Annotated in this window: 18 protein-coding genes; all 18 read right to left on the bottom strand. The window is 47.2% G+C overall.

All coding sequences use genetic code 11. The features are described from left to right. Positions 1–12 precede the first annotated feature (12 nt). The 18 genes from ACOJUR_RS06950 to ACOJUR_RS06865 all read right to left on the bottom strand — a co-directional run bounded on the left by ACOJUR_RS06950 (position 13) and on the right by ACOJUR_RS06865 (position 19,905). Positions 13–768 (bottom strand): DUF881 domain-containing protein, encoded by a 756-nt coding sequence (locus ACOJUR_RS06950; protein WP_072873775.1) that lies wholly within the window; start codon positions 766–768, stop codon positions 13–15. Between the two features lie 24 nt (positions 769–792). Further along, positions 793–1,557, bottom strand: coding sequence for a cell division protein FtsQ/DivIB (locus ACOJUR_RS06945; protein WP_072873774.1), 765 nt, complete (start codon positions 1,555–1,557; stop codon positions 793–795). A 45-nt stretch (positions 1,558–1,602) separates the two neighbouring features. Next, the gene (gene murA, locus ACOJUR_RS06940) at positions 1,603–2,865 is read right to left on the bottom strand and encodes a UDP-N-acetylglucosamine 1-carboxyvinyltransferase (RefSeq protein WP_420949589.1); all 1,263 of its coding nucleotides are present in this window, start codon (positions 2,863–2,865) and stop codon (positions 1,603–1,605) included. 5 nt (positions 2,866–2,870) lie between these two features. Continuing rightward, positions 2,871–3,794 (bottom strand): UDP-N-acetylmuramate dehydrogenase, encoded by a 924-nt coding sequence (murB, locus tag ACOJUR_RS06935; protein ID WP_203114384.1) that lies wholly within the window; start codon positions 3,792–3,794, stop codon positions 2,871–2,873. A 198-nt stretch (positions 3,795–3,992) separates the two neighbouring features. Then, on the bottom strand, positions 3,993–5,099 hold the full coding sequence (gene murG / locus ACOJUR_RS06930; protein ID WP_238413478.1) for an undecaprenyldiphospho-muramoylpentapeptide beta-N-acetylglucosaminyltransferase: 1,107 nt from the start codon (positions 5,097–5,099) through the stop codon (positions 3,993–3,995). Positions 5,100–5,139: 40 nt separating this feature from the next. Beyond that, the gene (gene spoVE, locus ACOJUR_RS06925) at positions 5,140–6,294 is read right to left on the bottom strand and encodes a stage V sporulation protein E (RefSeq protein ID WP_072873771.1); all 1,155 of its coding nucleotides are present in this window, start codon (positions 6,292–6,294) and stop codon (positions 5,140–5,142) included. 118 nt (positions 6,295–6,412) lie between these two features. Then, positions 6,413–7,789 carry a UDP-N-acetylmuramoyl-L-alanine--D-glutamate ligase gene (gene murD / locus ACOJUR_RS06920; RefSeq protein ID WP_420949588.1) on the bottom strand — a complete coding sequence of 459 codons (1,377 nt, stop codon included), beginning with the start codon at positions 7,787–7,789 and terminating at the stop codon, positions 6,413–6,415. A gap of 140 nt (positions 7,790–7,929) precedes the next feature. After that, positions 7,930–8,907 (bottom strand): phospho-N-acetylmuramoyl-pentapeptide-transferase, encoded by a 978-nt coding sequence (gene mraY, locus ACOJUR_RS06915; protein ID WP_072873769.1) that lies wholly within the window; start codon positions 8,905–8,907, stop codon positions 7,930–7,932. A gap of 7 nt (positions 8,908–8,914) precedes the next feature. After that, entirely contained in the window at positions 8,915–10,411 is a 1,497-nt protein-coding gene (locus tag ACOJUR_RS06910; protein ID WP_420949587.1) for a UDP-N-acetylmuramoyl-L-alanyl-D-glutamate--2,6-diaminopimelate ligase, read from the bottom strand. 50 nt (positions 10,412–10,461) lie between these two features. Further along, complete coding sequence (locus ACOJUR_RS06905; RefSeq protein ID WP_306953996.1) at positions 10,462–12,426, bottom strand: stage V sporulation protein D; 1,965 nt, start codon at positions 12,424–12,426, stop codon at positions 10,462–10,464. A gap of 163 nt (positions 12,427–12,589) precedes the next feature. Continuing rightward, positions 12,590–12,964, bottom strand: a complete 375-nt coding sequence (locus ACOJUR_RS06900; RefSeq protein ID WP_072873767.1) for a septum formation initiator family protein — start codon at positions 12,962–12,964, stop codon at positions 12,590–12,592. Continuing rightward, entirely contained in the window at positions 12,930–13,898 is a 969-nt protein-coding gene (rsmH, locus tag ACOJUR_RS06895) for a 16S rRNA (cytosine(1402)-N(4))-methyltransferase RsmH (protein WP_072873766.1), read from the bottom strand. Before rsmH ends, ACOJUR_RS06900 begins: the two co-directional genes overlap by 35 nt. Positions 13,899–13,952: 54 nt before the next feature. Continuing rightward, the gene (gene mraZ, locus ACOJUR_RS06890) at positions 13,953–14,384 is read right to left on the bottom strand and encodes a division/cell wall cluster transcriptional repressor MraZ (RefSeq protein WP_072873765.1); all 432 of its coding nucleotides are present in this window, start codon (positions 14,382–14,384) and stop codon (positions 13,953–13,955) included. A 188-nt stretch (positions 14,385–14,572) separates the two neighbouring features. Continuing rightward, positions 14,573–16,249, bottom strand: coding sequence for a bacillithiol biosynthesis cysteine-adding enzyme BshC (gene bshC / locus ACOJUR_RS06885; protein ID WP_420949586.1), 1,677 nt, complete (start codon positions 16,247–16,249; stop codon positions 14,573–14,575). 195 nt (positions 16,250–16,444) lie between these two features. Then, the gene (locus ACOJUR_RS06880; RefSeq protein ID WP_072873764.1) at positions 16,445–17,971 is read right to left on the bottom strand and encodes an acyl-CoA carboxylase subunit beta; all 1,527 of its coding nucleotides are present in this window, start codon (positions 17,969–17,971) and stop codon (positions 16,445–16,447) included. Positions 17,972–17,986: 15 nt separating this feature from the next. After that, positions 17,987–18,766 (bottom strand): enoyl-CoA hydratase-related protein, encoded by a 780-nt coding sequence (locus ACOJUR_RS06875; RefSeq protein ID WP_072873763.1) that lies wholly within the window; start codon positions 18,764–18,766, stop codon positions 17,987–17,989. After that, on the bottom strand, positions 18,763–19,686 hold the full coding sequence (locus ACOJUR_RS06870; protein WP_072873762.1) for a hydroxymethylglutaryl-CoA lyase: 924 nt from the start codon (positions 19,684–19,686) through the stop codon (positions 18,763–18,765). Before ACOJUR_RS06870 ends, ACOJUR_RS06875 begins: the two co-directional genes overlap by 4 nt. 6 nt (positions 19,687–19,692) lie before the next feature. Beyond that, positions 19,693–19,905 carry an acetyl-CoA carboxylase biotin carboxyl carrier protein subunit gene (locus ACOJUR_RS06865; protein WP_072873761.1) on the bottom strand — a complete coding sequence of 71 codons (213 nt, stop codon included), beginning with the start codon at positions 19,903–19,905 and terminating at the stop codon, positions 19,693–19,695.

Genomic DNA, 19,905 nt, shown 5'->3' with positions numbered 1-19,905 from the left:
ATTGAAACTCCCTCATGTACCGTTATTGGAAAGGCTGGGAATAGCTTCATTTAGACTATAGGTAGGACTTCCAGGTAAAGAACCTGTGTACGCTGACATGACAATCTTCTGTTTGATTTGCGGAACGGTCACGTTTAACCCTTGCATACGCAGCACATCCAGAATACCGCCTTGAATATCAAGTGCTGATTTAAGCGTCTCCGGATCGCCAATCGCCTCAATCGTGAAAGGCGCTCCTAAGCGATGATTGTTCACACGTACAACAGGCCCGCTGCAAAAAACACCGCTCGTAGCCACCACACGATAACCGTTAATAGAAACGGCTTCCGCACCAGCTGTAAATAACTCATTGATAACACTGCGCACATTCCAATCATGAGTCAAAATTTGCTCGACATCTGAACCATTTGAAGCTCCATCGGAGAGCGTGACACTGATGCCGGGCCCCTCCACTGCTGTAATGCCAGCTAAAATGCGTTCGTCGGTCAGGCGCTGTTGAAAGGCTGTCATGGCTTTGTCCGATCCCGATGAAACCCGTTCAAACTGATTCAATTCGTCATTCAGCTGTGTCAATTCCTGTTCTGCGGCTTGGTTGCTTGCTTTCAGATTCTTGAGTTCCGTCAGCGTGTGTGTATCTACCGTTCCTCGCAAATAACCTAACCCGAGCGCCGCTGTGGCGGACGTTTGGCGATATTGCACACCAATCATCAAACCGAGCACCGTGGAAACGGCTGTCAGAGAAAGAGCTAATTTTGCACGAGTATGCATACTTTCATCCTTTCGGATCGCTCTTTAAGGCTGGTGAAGAGAAAACGGAGTGTATTGATAGGGCGGTGGACCCGTCAAATTCACAATTCCCGGAGCAAATCCTTTACTTGAAAAATAGGCAACAGCCTCGCGAATCTTTGGCAATATCGAAGTGAATTGAGAGATATCCGTCATTGCCACATAACCATTGTCAAAATACACTTGTAATGTGCCGTCAGAAGAAACATGGAGTTCTGAAATGTCCACCAATTGATTTACAGATACACCGGACAGTTGCCGACAAAGCTCTGAAACTTGAGGCGAAATGTATTGCCCGATTTGAGGCAAACGATTCTCTTCCGTTACAAGTGGAAAAGCAGTAGCCTCAGAGGAATTTGTGGATTGGTAAACCACACCATCATTAAGTAAATTATAGAAATGGCCATTTGCCATGTAAACAGCCACCACATGTTTTTCAGTAAGATTGAGTGTTGCTGTACCTGTCCACCAGTCCATATGCAGATTGACATTTTGAACTAAATCCAATTTCCTGATAATGTTCTTTTTTACGCTGGACGCACTTACATTCCACAGCGAAATTCCCTTGGTTAAATCGGAAGCAGCAATGACTTCATGGGTTGGAATCCCACGATTTCCCACAACAACAATCTTACGTAAACGCGTGATGGGGGACTCTAGCACCACAATCAGACCTAAAAAGACAAAGAAAGCAAAAACAATTTTTCGATTGCGAGACTTGCGACGCAACCGCAGCGTTTGATCGGACAATCGAGTATGCGGACGCCCCAAAAGCTTGTCCCTCCATTGGAAAGGCGGCCACAGGCCGCCTGTTGCCTAACAATTGAGCTCAAAACGCTCAATGGACGCTCCCAGTTGCGCCAATTGTTGATGCAAAGATTCATAACCGCGATCGATATGACGAAGACCCCGAATCTCTGTTTCACCTTCCGCTGCCAAAGCAGCTACCACAAGCGCAGCACCACCGCGCAAATCACTTGCTTCCACAGTAGCTCCACTTAATCGGGATACGCCACGAATGACTGCCGTACGCATATCGACACGGATATCCGCGCCCATTCTCAATAGTTCATCCACATGTTTAAATCGAGCTTCAAAAACATTTTCCCGCAAAATACTAGTTCCCTTGGCCAATGTGAGCATACTCATGAATGGCGCCTGTAAATCCGTAGGAAAACCAGGATAGGGTTCAGTGCGCATATCGACAGGACGGATAGCGTCTGCACGCTTGCAGGTTATTATATCATGCTCGGAATACACACGTAACCCAGACTCCTGTAATTTTCCTAAAACAGCCAACAGGTGATTAGCATCCGCATTTCGCAATACAACCTCTCCACCCGTAATGGCGGCAGCCATAAGCAGTGTGCCTGTTACGATTCGATCGGGAATCACCGTATGTTCTCCATCATGCAGATGATGAACGCCAGAAATAACGATCCGATGTTCACCAGCTCCGCGGATTTTCGCTCCACAGGCATTCAAAAAACGAGCGAGATCGACAATTTCTGGTTCTCTGGCAGCATTTTCAATAATGGTTTCTCCATCTGCGAGTGCTGCAGCCATCATAAGATTTTCTGTTGCCCCTACACTAGGAAAATCGAGAGACAATAGATTACCGTATAGGCGATGGGATGTGCAGCGAATAAAACCATGTTGTTCTTCTACTTTGGCTCCAAGCTGGCGAATTCCCCGCAAATGATAATCGATGGGGCGCTGGCCAATGACACATCCCCCGGGCTTGGAAAGTCGAACATCACCAAATCTGGCCAGCAACGGACCCATTAAAAAAATAGAGGAGCGCATGCGTTGCATTAAGTCTTCAGGAACGTCGGTTGAAGAGACATTTGTTGCATCGATTTCCACCGTCCCCGGCTCTATCCATTCAGCGCGCGCACCTAAACGTTGTAAAATTTCCAGCATGACCTGTACATCCTGCAAATTTGGCACATCATGCAGTCTAGTCACACCACGAACCATCAGCGAAGCTGCTAATATGGGCAAGGCGGCGTTTTTGGCGCCGTAAATGCGCGTCTCACCCTGTAATACTCTGCCACCTTGAATACGATACACGTCCATGGCTGTCACCTCCCTGAGGTGTGTTCTCCCATAATGCGCACCTCAGTTTCCAACTGAATTCCATATCTTTTAGCCACAGTCTCTTTTGCATGGTCAATCAGCCAGAGGACATCTACAGCTCGAGCACTGCCGAGATTGACAATAAAGTTGGCGTGTTTCTCAGAAATTTGAGCATCATGGTGGCGTAATCCTTTTAAACCAGCTGCTTCTAAAAGACGTGCCGAGTAGTCACCCTCCGGGTTGCGAAAAACGGACCCACAGTTAGGCTGGGATAATGGCTGGGTGGCAGCGCGCTTTTGCGACCATTTTTTAATGCGTTGGGATATTTCTTCCTTGTCTCCCCTGTTTAACGCAAAACCAGCACGTACTACAATGCCCGGACAGTCTTTCAGAATACTGTATCGGTAGGAAAAACGAAGCGCGTCCTTGTTGTATCGACGCAATTCACCATTTTCGTCAAGCACGTCGGCAAATTCTAAAATATTGGCTACTTCGCTACCATGAGCTCCAGCGTTCATCATGACCGCGCCGCCTACCGTTCCTGGTATTCCAGTGGCAAATTCCAGGCCAGCCAAACCGTGCTTAACAGCAATACCTGCAGCAGAAACAATAGAACGTCCAGCAAGTGCAGTCAGTCGTTCTTCATGTACGGAGATATCACTGAATTTATCGTGCATTTTGATGACCAAACCGCGAATGCCACCATCAAGAACGAGCAAATTTGACCCCCGACCAATCACTGTCACTGGCAATTCAAGACGCCGGGCAGTTCTGACCAGTTCTTGCAGTTCCATCAAGCTTTCTGGTTCCGCAAAAAAATCGGCAGGCCCGCCAATTCTCCATGTCGTATGGCGAATGAGTGGTTCATCCGCACGAATTTGTGAAATCCCAACTTTCTTCAACTCGGCGAGCAACCCTTCTCTGTTCATGACAACCTCCACCTGCTAACGACTATTGCTCATGCAAAAGTTCGTATCGCATCCTATGCAGTCCCTATGAAAGGGTGAAAAAAAACTGCCCAGATATCGGGCAGCCTTGAATGATCCGATTCGCGCCCAATTCATTGCAGAGTATACTCTGCAAAACGGGCATCTGTAAATGAACGAAGAATCGCTAACTGAATCTAGTTATGATTGTGAGTAGGCGGTTTCCTGAACAACCTGCACCAGTTTTTCTACTGCATCTGGAATTGCACAGGAAAGCAACGCCTCATGCGCTCGTTGCCAAGGTTCAGATTTTAGATAAGATTGAATGGCAAGCCACAGCTTGGCAGATGTCAATTCTTTTTCCAACAGAATTGTCCCTCCACCGCGATCTGTCAAAAAACGTGCGTTAACCTCTTGATGATTGGCAGTGACATAGGGAGATGGTATAAACACTGCCGGAATACCGAGAGAAGCAATTTCAGCCACCGTTCCCGCACCAGCGCGAGTGACAACCACATCCATTTGCGGTAATAGGGCCGGCATATCATCGACAAAAGGAACGAGCAACAAGTTATCTGGCTGATTTTCCATTTTCACAAAGTTGTGCTCACCCGTTACCACAATCATTTGCAAATTAGGCTTGCCAGCCAAAAATTCACGCGCCATCTCAAGGACTACACGATTGACCGTTTCAGCACCGCGACTACCGCAAAAAACGAGAATGTGTTTATAGCCAGGTCTTAGTTGGTAGCGCTTGCGGGCTGCTTCTTTGGCTGCTTCATCCGCCTGGCGAATTTCACTGGCTCGTGGATGGCCAGTCCAAACTACCCGTCTGGCTCGAGGAAATTTTTTTATGGTTTCTTCCATGGCCACAGCCACAACATCTGCCCGCCTGGCGCAAAGCAAATTTGTCAATCCCGGAAATGCATTACCTTCCCAAACAACACTTGGCTTACGCAATCGATGAGCGGCAAAAATCACTGGCAGAGTGACATATCCACCAGTGCCCAATACTACATCCGGTTTAAATCGACGTATCACTTGCAGAGATTCTCTATACCCACGCCATGTGATCCAGGCAGTTTGAAGTGCCGCAGCTGAAATTTCTCGTTTGAGACCCGCTGCCTGTATGACAGTAAAGGGTAGCCCCGCATGAGCAACGATGTTTTTCTCCAGCCCTTTTTCGGTACCTATATACAGCACCTCATCCAGTTCACCGCGTCGCTCCAGCTCACGAGCAATAGAAATCGCCGGATAGATATGTCCACCTGTCCCTCCACCTGTCAACAGCAAGCGCAAATCTGACACGCCCCCCACCTTGAAATTCATCGATACTCGTTATACTTATTCATTTGGCATCATTCATCTTAATTTTTGCAGGATAAACAGCTTGTCTGGAAATATTTAATAATATGCCTATTCCGGTCAACATCAGTGTCAATGACGAGCCTCCATAAGAAAGCAGAGGAAGCGTTATGCCTGTTGCCGGAATACTGCCTGTAACTACACCGATGTTAATCAATACTTGTACAGCAACCATACTGGTAATTCCAGTTGCAAGCAAGGTGCCAAATATGTCTGTCGCATATAAAGCGATACGAAATCCTCGCCAAACTAATACACCAAACAAAAACAGCACCGTAAGCGCTCCAAGAAAACCTAACTCTTCACCCAGGATAGAAAAAATAAAATCTGTTTGCGGTTCTGGCAGATAAAGAAATTTTTGATGACTATTCCCGAGTCCAAGTCCCAATAATCCTCCCGAACCAATAGCATAGAGCGACTGAATAATTTGATATCCTTCTTTCAAAGGATATTTCCATGGATCCAAGAAAGCCGTCACCCTGTCCAATCGATACGGAGCGGCAGCCACCAAACCAGCAAACGCTGCTAACCCTGCTCCACCTAGCATGCCTAGATGACGCATACGAGCACCAGCCACAAAAAGCATGAGAATCGCTGTTCCCATAATAACAACCGATTGACCGAGATCAGGCTCTAGCATAATTAATCCTACAGCCATGAGCGCGATTAGCAATGGAGGTAATAATCCACGACGAAACGATGACATCCGATCGCCATAATCCGTCAGCAAATGGGCAAGAAAGAGTATCAAGGCTAGTTTAGCAAACTCAGAAGGCTGAATACCGAACGAACCAATACCCAGCCACGCCCGAGAACCTCCACGTACCGCACCAATCCCGGGGATAAGCACAGCACCAAGAAACACAAAAGAAAGAACGGCAATTTTGGGCGCAAGGGAACGAAGTCGATGATAGTCAAAATCAGATAGCCAAAACATAGCTGCAATTCCTAAAAGCGCCCAGAGAAGCTGTCTCTTGGCATAGAAGAATGGATCGTGAAACTTTGCTGCTGACACGACAGATGAGGCACTATGTACCATCATAATCCCGAGACTCAAAAGAAGCAGCGTGACCAGAACGATGGTACGGTCCAGACTGTCTGATGTACGTTCTACCGAGTGAACTTGAGCTTGCAACACAGGCCATTTCCCCTCACTCCCGACGGGTACAAACACAATGACTCACTTTGTACCTGTCCTTCTGTGAAAGCCGTGCCAGTCAATGAAATACTGGCTGCACAGCTGTCCAAACATGACCCTATAATTTATGCACAAGCTCTTTGAACATGCTTCCCCGTTCTTCGAAAGACGAGAACATATCCCAGGAAGCCGCGGCTGGTGACAACAATACGACTTCACCCGGCTTGGCATGCGTTGCCGCCGTTTCTAATGCCTGCTCCAAATTTTCTACCAAATTGCAGTCTATTTGATGCTCGTGCAAAAAATCGTAAAGTCGTTGTCCGCATTCCCCATAAATGACAGCCATGCGAACTGTGCCTTGCAAAAATGGCTGCAGTGGAGAAAAGTCATCCATTCGCTCTAATCCGCCAGCTATCCAGACTACCGACTTGCCCATACTCTGGAAAGCCATCAAAGACGCTTTAGCGGCTTGCGGATTGGTCGATTTTGAATCGTTATAATAATGGACACCGGAAACATCCCGTACCCATTCCAAGCGATGTTCAACACCTCGAAAACTTCGCAACACGCTAGCCATGACCGTTGGAGTGACACCAAATTGTGCTGCAGCGGCAATGGCTGCCAAGGCATTCTCGCGATTGTGAAGGCCAGGCAGCAAAATATCATCTTCCGGTATAACCTGCGTGACTTGCCCTTCTTTGCGAATACAAATGACACCATGATCGAGATAAACTCCATCCTGTGCAAGCGGTAGTCGCGAAAAGGGGAAAATCTTTGCGGCCAGACGCACTGCTCCCGCACGTAATTCTGGTTGGTCAAAATTTAGAATCGCCACATCGTTTGCGTCCAGATTGCTAAACAATTTCCACTTTGCTGCCGCGTAAGCTTCCCGTGTCCCATGATAATCGAGATGTGCACTGTACAAATTCAGAAAAACTGCCACATGGGGATGAAAGCGTTCCGTTCCAAGCAATTGAAAAGACGAAACTTCAAGTACCAGCGGCTGTTGAGGACATACCGTATCTACTACACTCGCCACAGGAATGCCAATATTTCCTGCAACCACTGGCTGCAAACCTGCTTGCGAGAGCATTTCTCCAATCAGACTCGTGGTTGTTGTTTTTCCGTTGGATCCGGTCACGGCTACTATAGGCGACTGTATATACCATGAAGCGACTTCAATATCGGTGTAAATAGGGATTGACCGCCGTTCAGCTTCCGCTACAATTGGCACATGGTAAGGTATGCCTGGATTTTTCACAATAAAATCATAGTCGTTATCCAACAACGACAGAGGATGGTCGCCACAAACGACGCGACATCCCCTGTCTTCTAATTCTTGCACGATTGAACCACATTCTTCGCGTGACTTTTTTTCATTTAAAGTTACGTCGTAACCGTTATTGAGCAAAAGTCCAGCGACTGCTGCCCCGCTACGTGCCATGCCAAGGACCAGAACCTTGGGTTGGCTGCGCTTGTTTTGGGAGGTCTCCATGATCTGATTCAGCCACCTTTTAAGAATAAACCCGTTACCAGTTTACTTGCTTAAAGACAGTTTATTCCCGCTCTTCATCCAAACAAACCTTATGCGCTTTGAAATGCCAACTCTCCTGTCTGCTTTTTCATATCTCGCATTTAAGACAGATGTGCATAAAGAGCAAGTGTTCCAAAAGCTGTAAGAAAAGTAGCCAACCAAAAAGAGAGCACAACTTCCCACTCTGACCAGCCACTTAACTCAAAATGATGGTGCAATGGACTCATCCGAAAAATTCGTCGTCCGAATAGCTTAAAAGAAGCAACCTGCAAAATGACAGACAACGTTTCCGCAACAAACACTAACCCAAACAGTACAAGTCCCAGTTCTGTATGTGTCAACACACCTACCATCGCCAATGCGCCGCCAATAGCTAAACTGCCTGTATCGCCCATGAACACTTTCGCCGGATGGCGGTTATGAACCAGAAAACCGGCAAGTGCGCCTACCATTGCAGCGCAGAAAATAGCTATATTGTATTCTGTGTGCCACATGGCAAAGACTGCATAAGCCATAAAAACAATCGCCGCACATCCTGCCAAAAGACCATCTAAACCATCCGTCAGATTGACTGCATTGGATGTACCCACTAAAACAAAAAACAAAAAGAGAACATAGAAGACTCCCAGACTAATAGCAATGGAAGTAAACGGAATAGAAACCTGAAAATCATCAAATGAATGTCCGCGCACATACCACATGGCTGCAAATATCACCAAGGTAGCCAGCGTCTGCCAGAAGAGTTTCTGCTTGGCGCGCAAACCGAGATTTCGTTTTTTCACTACTTTAATAAAATCGTCAGCAAAACCTATGAGTCCAAAAGTCACTGTTGCAAAAAGAAGAATCAGCGTATCGATATTAGTCACAGCAAAACGCAATGTGGTCAAGAGAACGGCAACAATAATCAAAATGCCACCCATGGTAGGGGTTCCTGATTTTTTTTGATGATGTTTAGGACCTTCATCGCGAATGCTCTGGCCGAACTTCAGGCGATGCAAAAGCGGGATACAAATGGGTCCGAGCAAAGCTGCTATGGCAAATGCCGCGAGTGCTGTCAAGAGAAGCGCCTGATAGTCCATGCCGAGTTCACTCCCTCGTTTCTAATAGGCGTTGGATAGCCTCTCGCGCAACTTCGCGATCGTCAAAATGGATTTTTTTACGGCCGAGAATTTGGTAGTCTTCATGTCCTTTACCAGCAATTAAGATGACATCGCCCGCTTCTGCCATAGCCACCGCGCGTTCAATTGCCGTCCGTCGATCGACCACGCGTTCATAAGACTGACGCTCTTCTTTTGTAATCCCCCGCTCCATATCATCAAGAATGCTTTCTGGGTCTTCCGTTCGCGGATTGTCGCTGGTCAAGATGGTATAATCGCCTTTTTGTACCGCGATGCCAGCCATCAAAGGGCGTTTTGTACGATCGCGATCACCCCCACAACCCACAACGGTAATGATTCTTTTCTGGGCGAACTCTTGAATGGTAGAAAGTGCATTTTCTAAAGAGTCTGGGGTATGAGCGTAATCTACTAAAACGGTAAACGGCTGCCCAGCTACTACAGGTTCTAACCGGCCAGGAACTCCCGCAACGGAAGAAAGCGCTTGGGCTGCTTCTTCTAGTGACACGCCTTCCACACAAGCAACAGTAAGCGCGGCGAGTGCGTTGTAAACATTAAAACGTCCCGTGATGGAAAGAACGACTTCGGAATGGCCAAAGATGGATGATTCGACACGAAAGCGTGCCCCTTCCGGCAATATACGCAGATGAGTGGCGCGAATGTCGGCATTTTTCTCAATACCGTATGTAATGACTTCTTGCACTGTATCTCGAGCGTATATCTCACTGGAGGCATCGTCAGCGTTTAATATAGCGTAAGCAGATTGCAAACGGGATGAAGAGAAAGTGTTTCCTAAGCGTGAGAACAATTTGCCTTTGGCTGCCCGATAAGCCTCCATCGTCTGATGATAATCAAGATGATCTTGCGTGAGATTGGTAAATACAGCCATGTGATAGGGAATCCCAGCCACGCGCCCTTCTTCAAGAGCGTGCGAAGAAACTTCCATAATGGCATAGCGACAATCTGCCGCGGCCATATCAAAGAGAATTTTTTGCAAACTGACGGCATCCGGGGTAGTGTTGCTGGTCTCCAGTTGCTGATGGCCAATGCGAATACCAATGGTTCCAATAACGCCAACTTTCCAACCAACAGTTTCCAAAATACGAGCAATCAGTTGCGTAGTGGTTGTTTTCCCGTTGGTTCCTGTTACCCCAATCACAGAAATTCGCTCTCCGGGATGATTGTATACCAAGGTCGCCAAAATCGCGCTATACCGTCTTGTATCCGGAACAACAATTTGTGGAACGGATAATTCACCTTGAACTTCCTCAACCAAAACGGCTGCCGCACCACGTTGTATCGCTTGTTCAATAAATTGGTGACCATCTACAGTAAAGCCGCGAATAGCAACAAACAAATCACCCGGTTGTACGCTTCGGGAATCTGCCATGACTCCTAGAATGTCTGGATTCCCTTCGCCAATGATTTGCACATTCACAAGCGGCTGTATCAATTCCAGCAATTTCATGCTAGAGCCTCCTCCAAAGTGCCTCAGTAAAAGCAAACACTTCTCTCATTTTATCCTGTTTTGTCAATGGCGCCAGCAGGAGGTGTATCTCCCAGTATCAGACGCACTGTCGAACCTTCAGCCACCGAAGTACCGCCAGCTGGAGCTTGCGCTACAATATATTGACCTTGACCATTGACTTGTGTACGAATTTGCGCCGTACTCTGCAAAGCTAAATCCCGCGCCTGCTTCATGGTTAATCCCACAAAGTTGGGCAACGTGACTGTGAGCGGATCGCCCCAACGTATCTTTTTGGCCAGACCTTGGTTACTCTTAGGAACACCAAGTTCAGCTAAACTATCCGCTAAAATTCTGCCTACAATAGGGGCCGCAATGACACCACCAAAAACAGGTTGATTTTTCGGACGAGGGTAATCAATCGCAATATAGGCTACAAGCACCGGGTTATTGGCTGGGGCCATTCCAATAAAGGAGACAATATAGTGTCCTGATTCGTAACGTCCATTTTTGGCCACCTGCGCTGTGCCTGTTTTACCCGCTACCCGATAACCTTGAATATAGGCACCTCCGCCCGATCCGTTGGCTACGACACTTTCCAGAGCACTGCGGACCTCAGCCGCGACTGACGGTGAGATGACTTGACGCACAACAGTAGGTTCAGTCGATTCAATGACCTGTCCTGTGACAGGATTGATAATACTCTGTACAACATAAGGTTTCATCAGTTTACCGCCATTGGCTACGGCTGAAAGAGCCATCACCTGCTGAATGGGGGTCACAGATACGCCTTGACCAAAGGCGGTGGTAGCTAACTCCAACGGCCCAACCTTTTTCAGATTAAAAAGAATGCCTGTACCTTCTCCCGGCAAATCAATGCCTGTTTTTTGACCAAAACCAAATTTCTTAATATAGGAGAACAATGTGTTTTTTCCAAGTTTTTCTCCCAATGCAATAAAGCCAGGATTACAAGAATTTTCCACAACATTCAAATAGCTTTGCGAACCATGCCCTCCCGCTTTCCAACATCGAATGCGATGGCCTGCTACTTCATAGTAGCCAGGATCGTAAAAACGATCATTTAAATTGACTTTGTTTTCCTGCAAGGCAGCGGAGAGGGTTACAACCTTAAACGTACTGCCTGGTTCAAACGTCTGCCATATAGCCAAGTTGTGATTGTATGTGGAAGGAGGATAGTTACGCCAATCTGCTGGATTAAATGTGGGATAATTGGCCATAGCCAAGATAGCTCCCGTTTTAGGGTTGGCAACAATAGCCGTAACGTGATCAGGATTATATTCTGCAACTGCCCGCTCTATCTCCCGTTGAACGTACTCCTGTATCGACTTGTTTATGGTTAATTCAACATCGTCTCCATTTACGGGAGGCAAAAAGTCATCTCCCTCTCCTGGCATGCGCTCTCCTTTATTGTTTGCGTAGTAAAGGATGGCTCCCGGCTTTCCAGCCAGCACGCTGTCATACTCTTTTTCCACACCCGTCAGCCCTTGTCCGTCTCCGCCGGTAATCCCAAGCACAGAAGCAGCCAAATCTCCATAAGGATAGACTCTGCGGCCCTCTTCCGTTAAATATATGCCAGCCAAATGTAAAGAACGGATTTTTTCTGCTACTTGTTCACTCAGACGACGCCCGCCGGGGTTTAAATAGGTAGACAATTGCCGACGCTGTAATTTTTTCAGTATGACATTCTCAGGCATCTGTAAGATAGGTGCTAACGCTTTGGCCGTCGCCACCTTATCCTTGATTTGTGATGGAATAGCAAGAATAGAAAGCGCCGTTGCAGTATAGGCAAGTGGCTGACCGCTGCTATCGAGAATACTCCCCCGCACGCCCTGCACAGGAATATTACGACTCCAAAGCTGCTTGGCTTTCCCGCTCAACCACGGCGACTGTACAGTTTGAATATAAAAAACCCGACCTATCAGCCCGGCTATAGCTGCTAACAGACACATCAACAAAATAACCAGTCTGCGCCGGATAAGGCGTGGTGTCACTCGCATTTGGCTTCCATCCCCCCAGCCTGTCTTATCGCAATGATTCTATGCGGACAGGTTGGGGAATATCTCTCACAAACATAAAACCCAGAAAATTCGTCAGGCTTTAAAAATTTTCCAGGTTTTTTACACTGTTAAAATGAGGAGGAAAGTTTAAATTGAGCCAATATTAGCCTTGAGAAGAATTCGCAGAAATTTGAATTGGATTAGCATGTACCATATGCAACTTATTGAGGGCAGTGCTGAGGATACGCGATGGCCGTTCCAAACTGTCCACTTCAGCATTGAGCGAGGCGTTTTCGGCTGCCATTTGACTGATTTCCGTTTGCAGTTGCACATTGCTGTATGTCTGGCTGTATGCGGCTGCCCCTCGATTAGCAAGAAACCACATAGCGCCTACGGCAACGGCTGCACAAAGCGCCATATTGGCCATGTTGCCAATCGCCTCCCGCCAAGGCGCACGAGTTTTAGAAATTGGTTTTGCTTCGCTCTGTCTTGAACGTGAGTGTTCAACTGGTACTGCCATCTGTCGAACTGCTGACATTCTGTAACCTCCTCAACACTCTCAATTTTGCTGATCTCGCTCTTGGATTTCTCAGTAGCTCTTCATCCGACGGAACAAGCGCCTTACGCGTTACCACTTCGGCTTGCGCTTGTCGTCCGCATTGACAAATAGGGAAATCAGGAGGACAGATACACCCCTGCGACATTTTTTGGAAAAATTGTTTGACCATTCGATCTTCTAGAGAATGAAAGGTAATAACCGCTAAACGTCCATCTACTTTCAATAATTGAAACGCCGCCTCTAATCCTTCCTGCAGAGCCTGCAACTCATCGTTGAGAGCAATACGGATGGCTTGAAATGTTCGCTTGGCTGGATGTCCTCCTGTTCTTCTTGCTGCAGCAGGAATCGCTTCACGAACAAGTTCGGCAAGCTGAAGGGTGCTTTGCAATTGGTTAGCTGCTAATGCTTCCACCATTTTTTTAGCAATCCGCCTTGCATAACGCTCTTCCCCGTACTCAAACAGAATTTGAGCAATTTGGCGCTCATCGAGGCGTTGCAGAAACTGCAGAGCTGTTTCTTTCTGGGAGCGATCCATACGCATGTCAAGCGGCGCATCATTTCGATAACTAAATCCTCTCTCCGCATCATCAAATTGTGGCGAAGAAACACCGAGATCGAACAAAATTCCGTCGACCGGATAGAAATTCAGACGCTCGGCAACAGTGTGCAATTGGCGAAAATTACTGTGAATAAGTTGCAATCTGTGTAAATCATTGGCCAATCTTATTTTCGCAGCATTCAATGCGCTCTCATCTTGGTCTAGTCCAAGCACTTGACCATCCGGCTGGGTAAGTTGCAGAAGCCGCTCCGTGTGACCACCGCCGCCCACCGTACAGTCAATATAGCGACCGCCTGCACGAGGATGGAGTGCTCCCACTGTTTCTTCCAGTAGAACGGTTTCGTGAACAAACATGCGCGTACCCTCTTTTCCTGTCTACAAACGAAAAAGGAAAGCAGCTTCTCTTCTTTAGAAGTCGAGATCTACAAGCTTCTCCGCAAGTTCTGCGAATTCTCCTGAAGCATTTGTAGAGTAGTCTGCCCAGCGTTTCTGACTCCAAATCTCCAACCGATTAGAAACTCCAAGCACTACGCAATCTTTTTCCAAATTCGCATGTTCCCGAAGCACGGAAGGCACAAGCACACGTCCCTGCTTGTCCAATTCACATTCACTAGCTCCTGAAAAAAACAGGCGGACAAAAGAACGTGCATCCGCTCTAGTCATGGGAAGCGATTTTAATTTGGACTCCAAGACATTCCATTCGGACATGGGATAGACAAAAATGCATCCATCCAATCCTCGAGTCATGACGAATTGCTCTCCAAGTGGGTCGCGAAATTTACCAGGAATGGTGAGACGGCCTTTGTCATCCAAAGCATGCTGAAATTCACCCATGAACATTCAGCATCACACCCCGCCATCTCGCCCCACTTTTACCCACTTTCCACCACTATAATAGTGCTTTTCTGTTTTCTTTTCCAATCTCCTGCTGACTGAACAAAAAATCAAAAAAAAATATGGCCCAATGGCCATAGAAAATTATTTGCTCAAAAATTAAATTTGCTTTGCAACATAGACTCTGTCCAGGATTATATCTCAATATGATATAAAGGCGACTCATCCTCATACTGCCCCCAGGCAGGAAGTTGCTTTAACAATTCTTTCCCGTACATGGACCAAAGATTCATTAGAGATAAGCGACGTTCCTGCAACTGTCCATCAGGATATAACCAATTCCTGGCCAAACGCCGATGACGTATTTCAATTTCGCCCTGCAATTCGATGAGCCGAGATATTTTCAATTCCAAACGATGCAATTCCGCTTCCTGACGCACAGCCGACCTTTGCAATAGCGTAGGCAACTGCGGACCTAACAGAGGCAACTGTTCCTCTAGACGCAACAATTGCTGACTCCACTCCACCTGCATTTTCGCTATCTGTTCACGCGCCAGAAGTAATCCATTGGATAAGAGATAGTTCCTCTCTAGCTGGTCGATCTCGTTGCGCTCTTGCCAAGTGATTCCCCACGCTTCCAACAAGGATGCAACGGACTGCGGAACCATTTGCATTCGCTGACGCAACAACAGGGGAGGCAATTTCTTCCCAAAAGCATGAAATACGCCGCGCGCCAACGGGTAGTAAGCTATTTCCGAAGGTCCGCCAAGATAGACAAGAGTGGGAAGCAATTCATCTTGAATGAGCGGTCTCAATAATACGTTAGAACTGAAGGCGTTGGGATTGTGGGTGACTAAAACGCGCAAATCATCGAGAGAAAATTCGCGGTTCAAGCCACGCGATCGGAATAAATCGCGATCGACACGTTCTAATACGTAGCGTTTGCCATCTTCGACCCAAAATACATTGCTGTTGCTTTTGTCCTCCATCACCTCAGGTGTAAAACCACGACTGCGAATCTCGTCATAGCAACGATTCAGTTCATGACGTATTTCTTCACTGGCTTCCAGCGCTTTCGAGAAGGCGTTCGCTACCAGAGCACGCAATCTTGGAAGACAAGGATCAAGCAAGACTAAGCCACGCTCACCTAGCAAGTGGGCCATAATTCGCGCAAACCAATGAGACAAACTGTCTCCAGGATGCCAAAACGAGCGAATCTCTTCAATCATCCGCCATTTATACTCAGCCTTCGGCAAAAGTTGCTGCAAACTGTCTAAAGCACTTTCCACTGCAGATACTTCAAGAGGCGTATGATAAACCATGCTGTGCAAATCCGGACGCATAGCCAGTGAAACGCGCTTTGTTCGTCCTTCCTCGGTAAGAATATAAGCATGATTGACTTCATCCCAATCGTGATCTTCCGAAGCCACCCAAAACACGGGGACGACAGGCTGTTGCAAGTCCTGCGATAATTGTTCGGCTACGCCAATGGCTGTCAAAGCCTTGGCCAACGCATAGATTGGTCCTGTAAAAAGTCCGGCTTGCTGACCAGTGACGACGGCTACTGTACGAACGTCAGCTAATCGACGGGCATTATCCACACTAGCCTCAGGAGCGCCCAGTTGGCGCAAATGTTCTACCAATGCAGACGCCAACTCCTGTCTGTGCGCTGCAGAAAATTGCTCGGTTAATTGTTTCGATCGTTGTTGATAGGTTTGTAAATCTCGTGGATTCTGACCATCGTATAAATCAGCAACTTCATGAAAAGATTGTAAAAAGGTATCCGTCAAGCGGTTACCTGTTGCACTGCGATGAAGCTGACACTCCAAGACAAACCGCTCCTTTTCATAGACAACGCGGACAACGCGCAAGCAGAACTTGACCCTTACTCCACTCCAAACATCTAAGGAAACTAAGATAAACCAACTCAAACGTATTCATCATACCGATTTTATGCACTGAAGTAAAATAAGCAAGATGCATAAAGAAATCCCCGCGCCACTTTAAATGGGGCAACGCGGGGAAATAATTCGTGCATTTCATAAGCAACTTCCCTAACTCATGGATTATACCGGATAAACCGCGTGTTTCTTGATGGGTCGATCCCGATGTTTGGAACGATAGACTGCCAGGCGGGACACCAACTCGTCACGCAAATGATTGGGCTCAACAATATCATCCACAATCATCTCCGAGGCCAATTTGAAAATATCAATATCAGAACGGTACTCTTCCCTCTTTTGTTCGACAAAAGCAGCACGTTCTGTTTCTGGAAGTTCGGCAATTTTATTGCTGTAGACTGCATTGACTGCTGCTTCAGGTCCCATAACTGCTATTTGCGCAGTAGGTAACGCGAGACAAACATCCGGCTCAAAAGCGGGTCCTGCCATGGCGTACAAACCAGCACCATAAGCCTTGCGTACGACAACGCTTAGCTTAGGAACCGTCGCTTCTGACATAGCAGCAATCAACTTTGCGCCGTGACGAATAATCCCAGCCCGTTCCACCTTCGTACCAATCATAAATCCAGGTACGTCTGCCAGGAAAATGAGCGGAATTGAAAAGGCGTCACAAAGTGAAATGAAGCGAGCCGCTTTGTCAGCAGAATCGACAAAAAGAACCCCGCCTTTCACCCGCGGTTGGTTGGCAACAATACCAACAGGATGTCCATCCAAACGTGCCAATCCGGTAATGATTTCTTGTGCAAACAGAGCTTTGATTTCAAGCCAGCTATCTTTATCAATTACTCTGCGAATTAAATCATGCATATTGAAGGGAGCATTTTGGTTTTGAGGCAGAATGTCAGCCAGCGTTTTTTCAAACGCTTCCGCTTCTTGTCCCTCCATAACAGGCAGTGCTTTGGACATATGTGATGGCATATAACTTAGATATTGACGGGCAAAAGCCAATGCTTCCTGTTCTGTTTTGACCAATACATCACCGCAGCCACTGACACTGCAATGCATCCGTGCTCCGCCCATCTCTTCCAGAGTCACTTTTTCACCAATGACCATTTCCGCCATGCGTGGTGAGCCAAGATACATACTGGCGTTGCCTTCCACCATCACCACTATGTCACAAAATGCAGGAATATAGGCCCCGCCAGCGGCTGATGGCCCAAAGAGCAAACAAATTTGCGGAATCTGGCCAGAAAGTCGCACTTGATTGTGGAAAATGCGTCCAGCTCCGCGCCGCCCTGGAAACATCTCAACCTGATCGGTAATCCGTGCACCAGCAGAATCCACAAGATAGATGAGGGGGATTTGCATGGTTTCCGCTGTCTCCTGGATACGCAAGATTTTCTCAACCGTACGCGAGCCCCAGCTTCCTGCTTTCACAGTGCTATCATTGGCCATAAACGCAACTGGTCGACCATCAATTTTTCCAACGCCAGTAATGACTCCATCCGCTGGCAAATCTTCAGACAAAGCATTGGCAAACAAACCATCTTCCAATAAAAAATCGCCATCCAACAACAAGCGCAATCTTTCGCGCACAAACAACTTGCCTGTGGATGCGTTTTTCTCATGATATTTGCGCTCGCCACCGCTCATAATCCGTTCTTTTTCCTGCTGCAAACGATTATCCTCCATATGAAGTGCACCTCTTTACTGTCCTGTATATTGGGGTGGACGTTTTTCTGCAAAAGCAGCTAAACCCTCCAGCCTATCCTGACTGCCAAGCACTCGCTCGTAAGCTTGCCACTCAAGATGCAACCCCTCTGCAAGCGATTTATCTATACCTTCCTCTATCGCCCATTTTGCTGATTGTACGGCAATCGGGCCATTTTTAGCGATTTCTTTCGCCAATTGGAGTGTTTGAGTCCAAAGTTCATTAACCTTGACCACTTGGTTGACCAATCCTAAACGATACGCCTCTTGCGCGTCTATTCGACGAGCTGTAAAAATCAGCTCTTTAGCTTTTGCCAAGCCAATCAGTCGTGGTAAACGTTGTGTGCCACCTGCACCAGGTACAATTGCCAAGCCTGTTTCTGTCAGACCCATTTGCACATGTTCTGCAGCTACTCGCAAATCGGCTGCCAAAGCGATTTCCAATCCACCACCAAAGGCTACACCATTCAGCATAGCGATTGTCGGCATCGGCAGTTGAGCCACAGCCTGTGTGACCCGACCAATCCGTTTCACAGCTGCACGCACCTGTTGAATATCCATTCCCTTGCGTTCCTTTAAATCTGCCCCTGCACAAAATGCTTTTTGTCCCGATCCGGTCAACACAACAACGCGAGCCTGACTGCTTGCTAATTCTTCCAATACTTGCAGGAGAGCATCGCATAAATCTTGAGAAAGCGCATTAGCGGCTTCCTCGCGATGCAGCGTAACTACCACTACATCATCTTCCTGTCGCACTTGAACCCATTCGTTGTTCATTGTGGCTCACTCTCCCCTTCTGCCCATGTCATAGCATGGGCGACTTGACTATCATGACTAAAAAGCGTTTTTTGCAAACGTTGCGAGAGCCAGCGAGCAGCATCGCGAAGTTTATCCAGATGAGTATTGGTTGTAACGCCCATACTTTCAAACAGATAGCGCAAGTCTTCCGTTGACACATTGCCAGACGCTCCTGGCGCATAAGGACATCCACCCATACCACCAATCGAGCCATCAAAAATTCGCACCCCTGCTTGGTAGCCTGCATAGGCATTAGCTACAGCAGTACCCCGTGTATCATGAAAATGCAGGGCAATTCTTTCTAGCGGAATTCCTTGTTTCTCCATTTCAGCAAGTAGAGCCTCAACTTGAGTTGGCACAGCTACGCCAATTGTGTCACCTATCGACAATTCATCAATGCCCATCTCAAAAAGGCGCATACTCACTTCTATCACTTCTGTTATGGCTACCTCCCCTTCGTAAGGACAGCCAAAAGCTGTAGAAACATAACCACGCACAGACTTCTTAGCTGCTTTAGCCGCTGTCACAACCGGTGCTAGCACAGGATAGGTGTCTACACGGGTTTTGTTGATGTTTTTCAAATTATGCGTCTCACTGGCTGACATAAAAACGGCTACAGCATCGACTTGGCAGGCAAGCGCCCGCTCCAGCCCTTTTTCATTCGGAACAAGCGCACTCAGTTCTACTCCAGGTCTGCGTTGAACTTGACGAAAGACTTCCTCTGCATCAGCTAACTGTGGAATCCAGCGAGGTGAAACAAACGAACTCACTTCAATACGGGTAAGACCCGCATCCATTAACTGTTCCACCAAAAACACCTTATCTTCACTGCTTAAAAGGACCGATTCATTTTGTAATCCATCACGCGGGCCAACTTCAAACAGGGTTACGCCAGCCATCAGACATCACTCCAAGACCAAGAGCACATCATCTTCATTGACAAACGTGCCCACCTCAACGCGCAATTCTTTCACAACGCCAGAAAATTCACTGGCAATGGGTACCTCCATCTTCATAGATTCAAGAACAACCACGTCATCACCAGCATTAACCTGATCACCAACAGATACGAGTAATTGAAAAACTGTACCTGCCATATTCGAACGAACCTCTGCCAT

Source organism: Alicyclobacillus tolerans (assembly GCF_048984885.1).
GTDB classification, from domain to species: domain Bacteria; phylum Bacillota; class Bacilli; order Alicyclobacillales; family Alicyclobacillaceae; genus Alicyclobacillus_I; species Alicyclobacillus_I tolerans.
The sequence above is the reverse complement of the archived record's forward strand: the minus strand, read 5'-3'. Positions and strand labels throughout refer to the sequence as shown.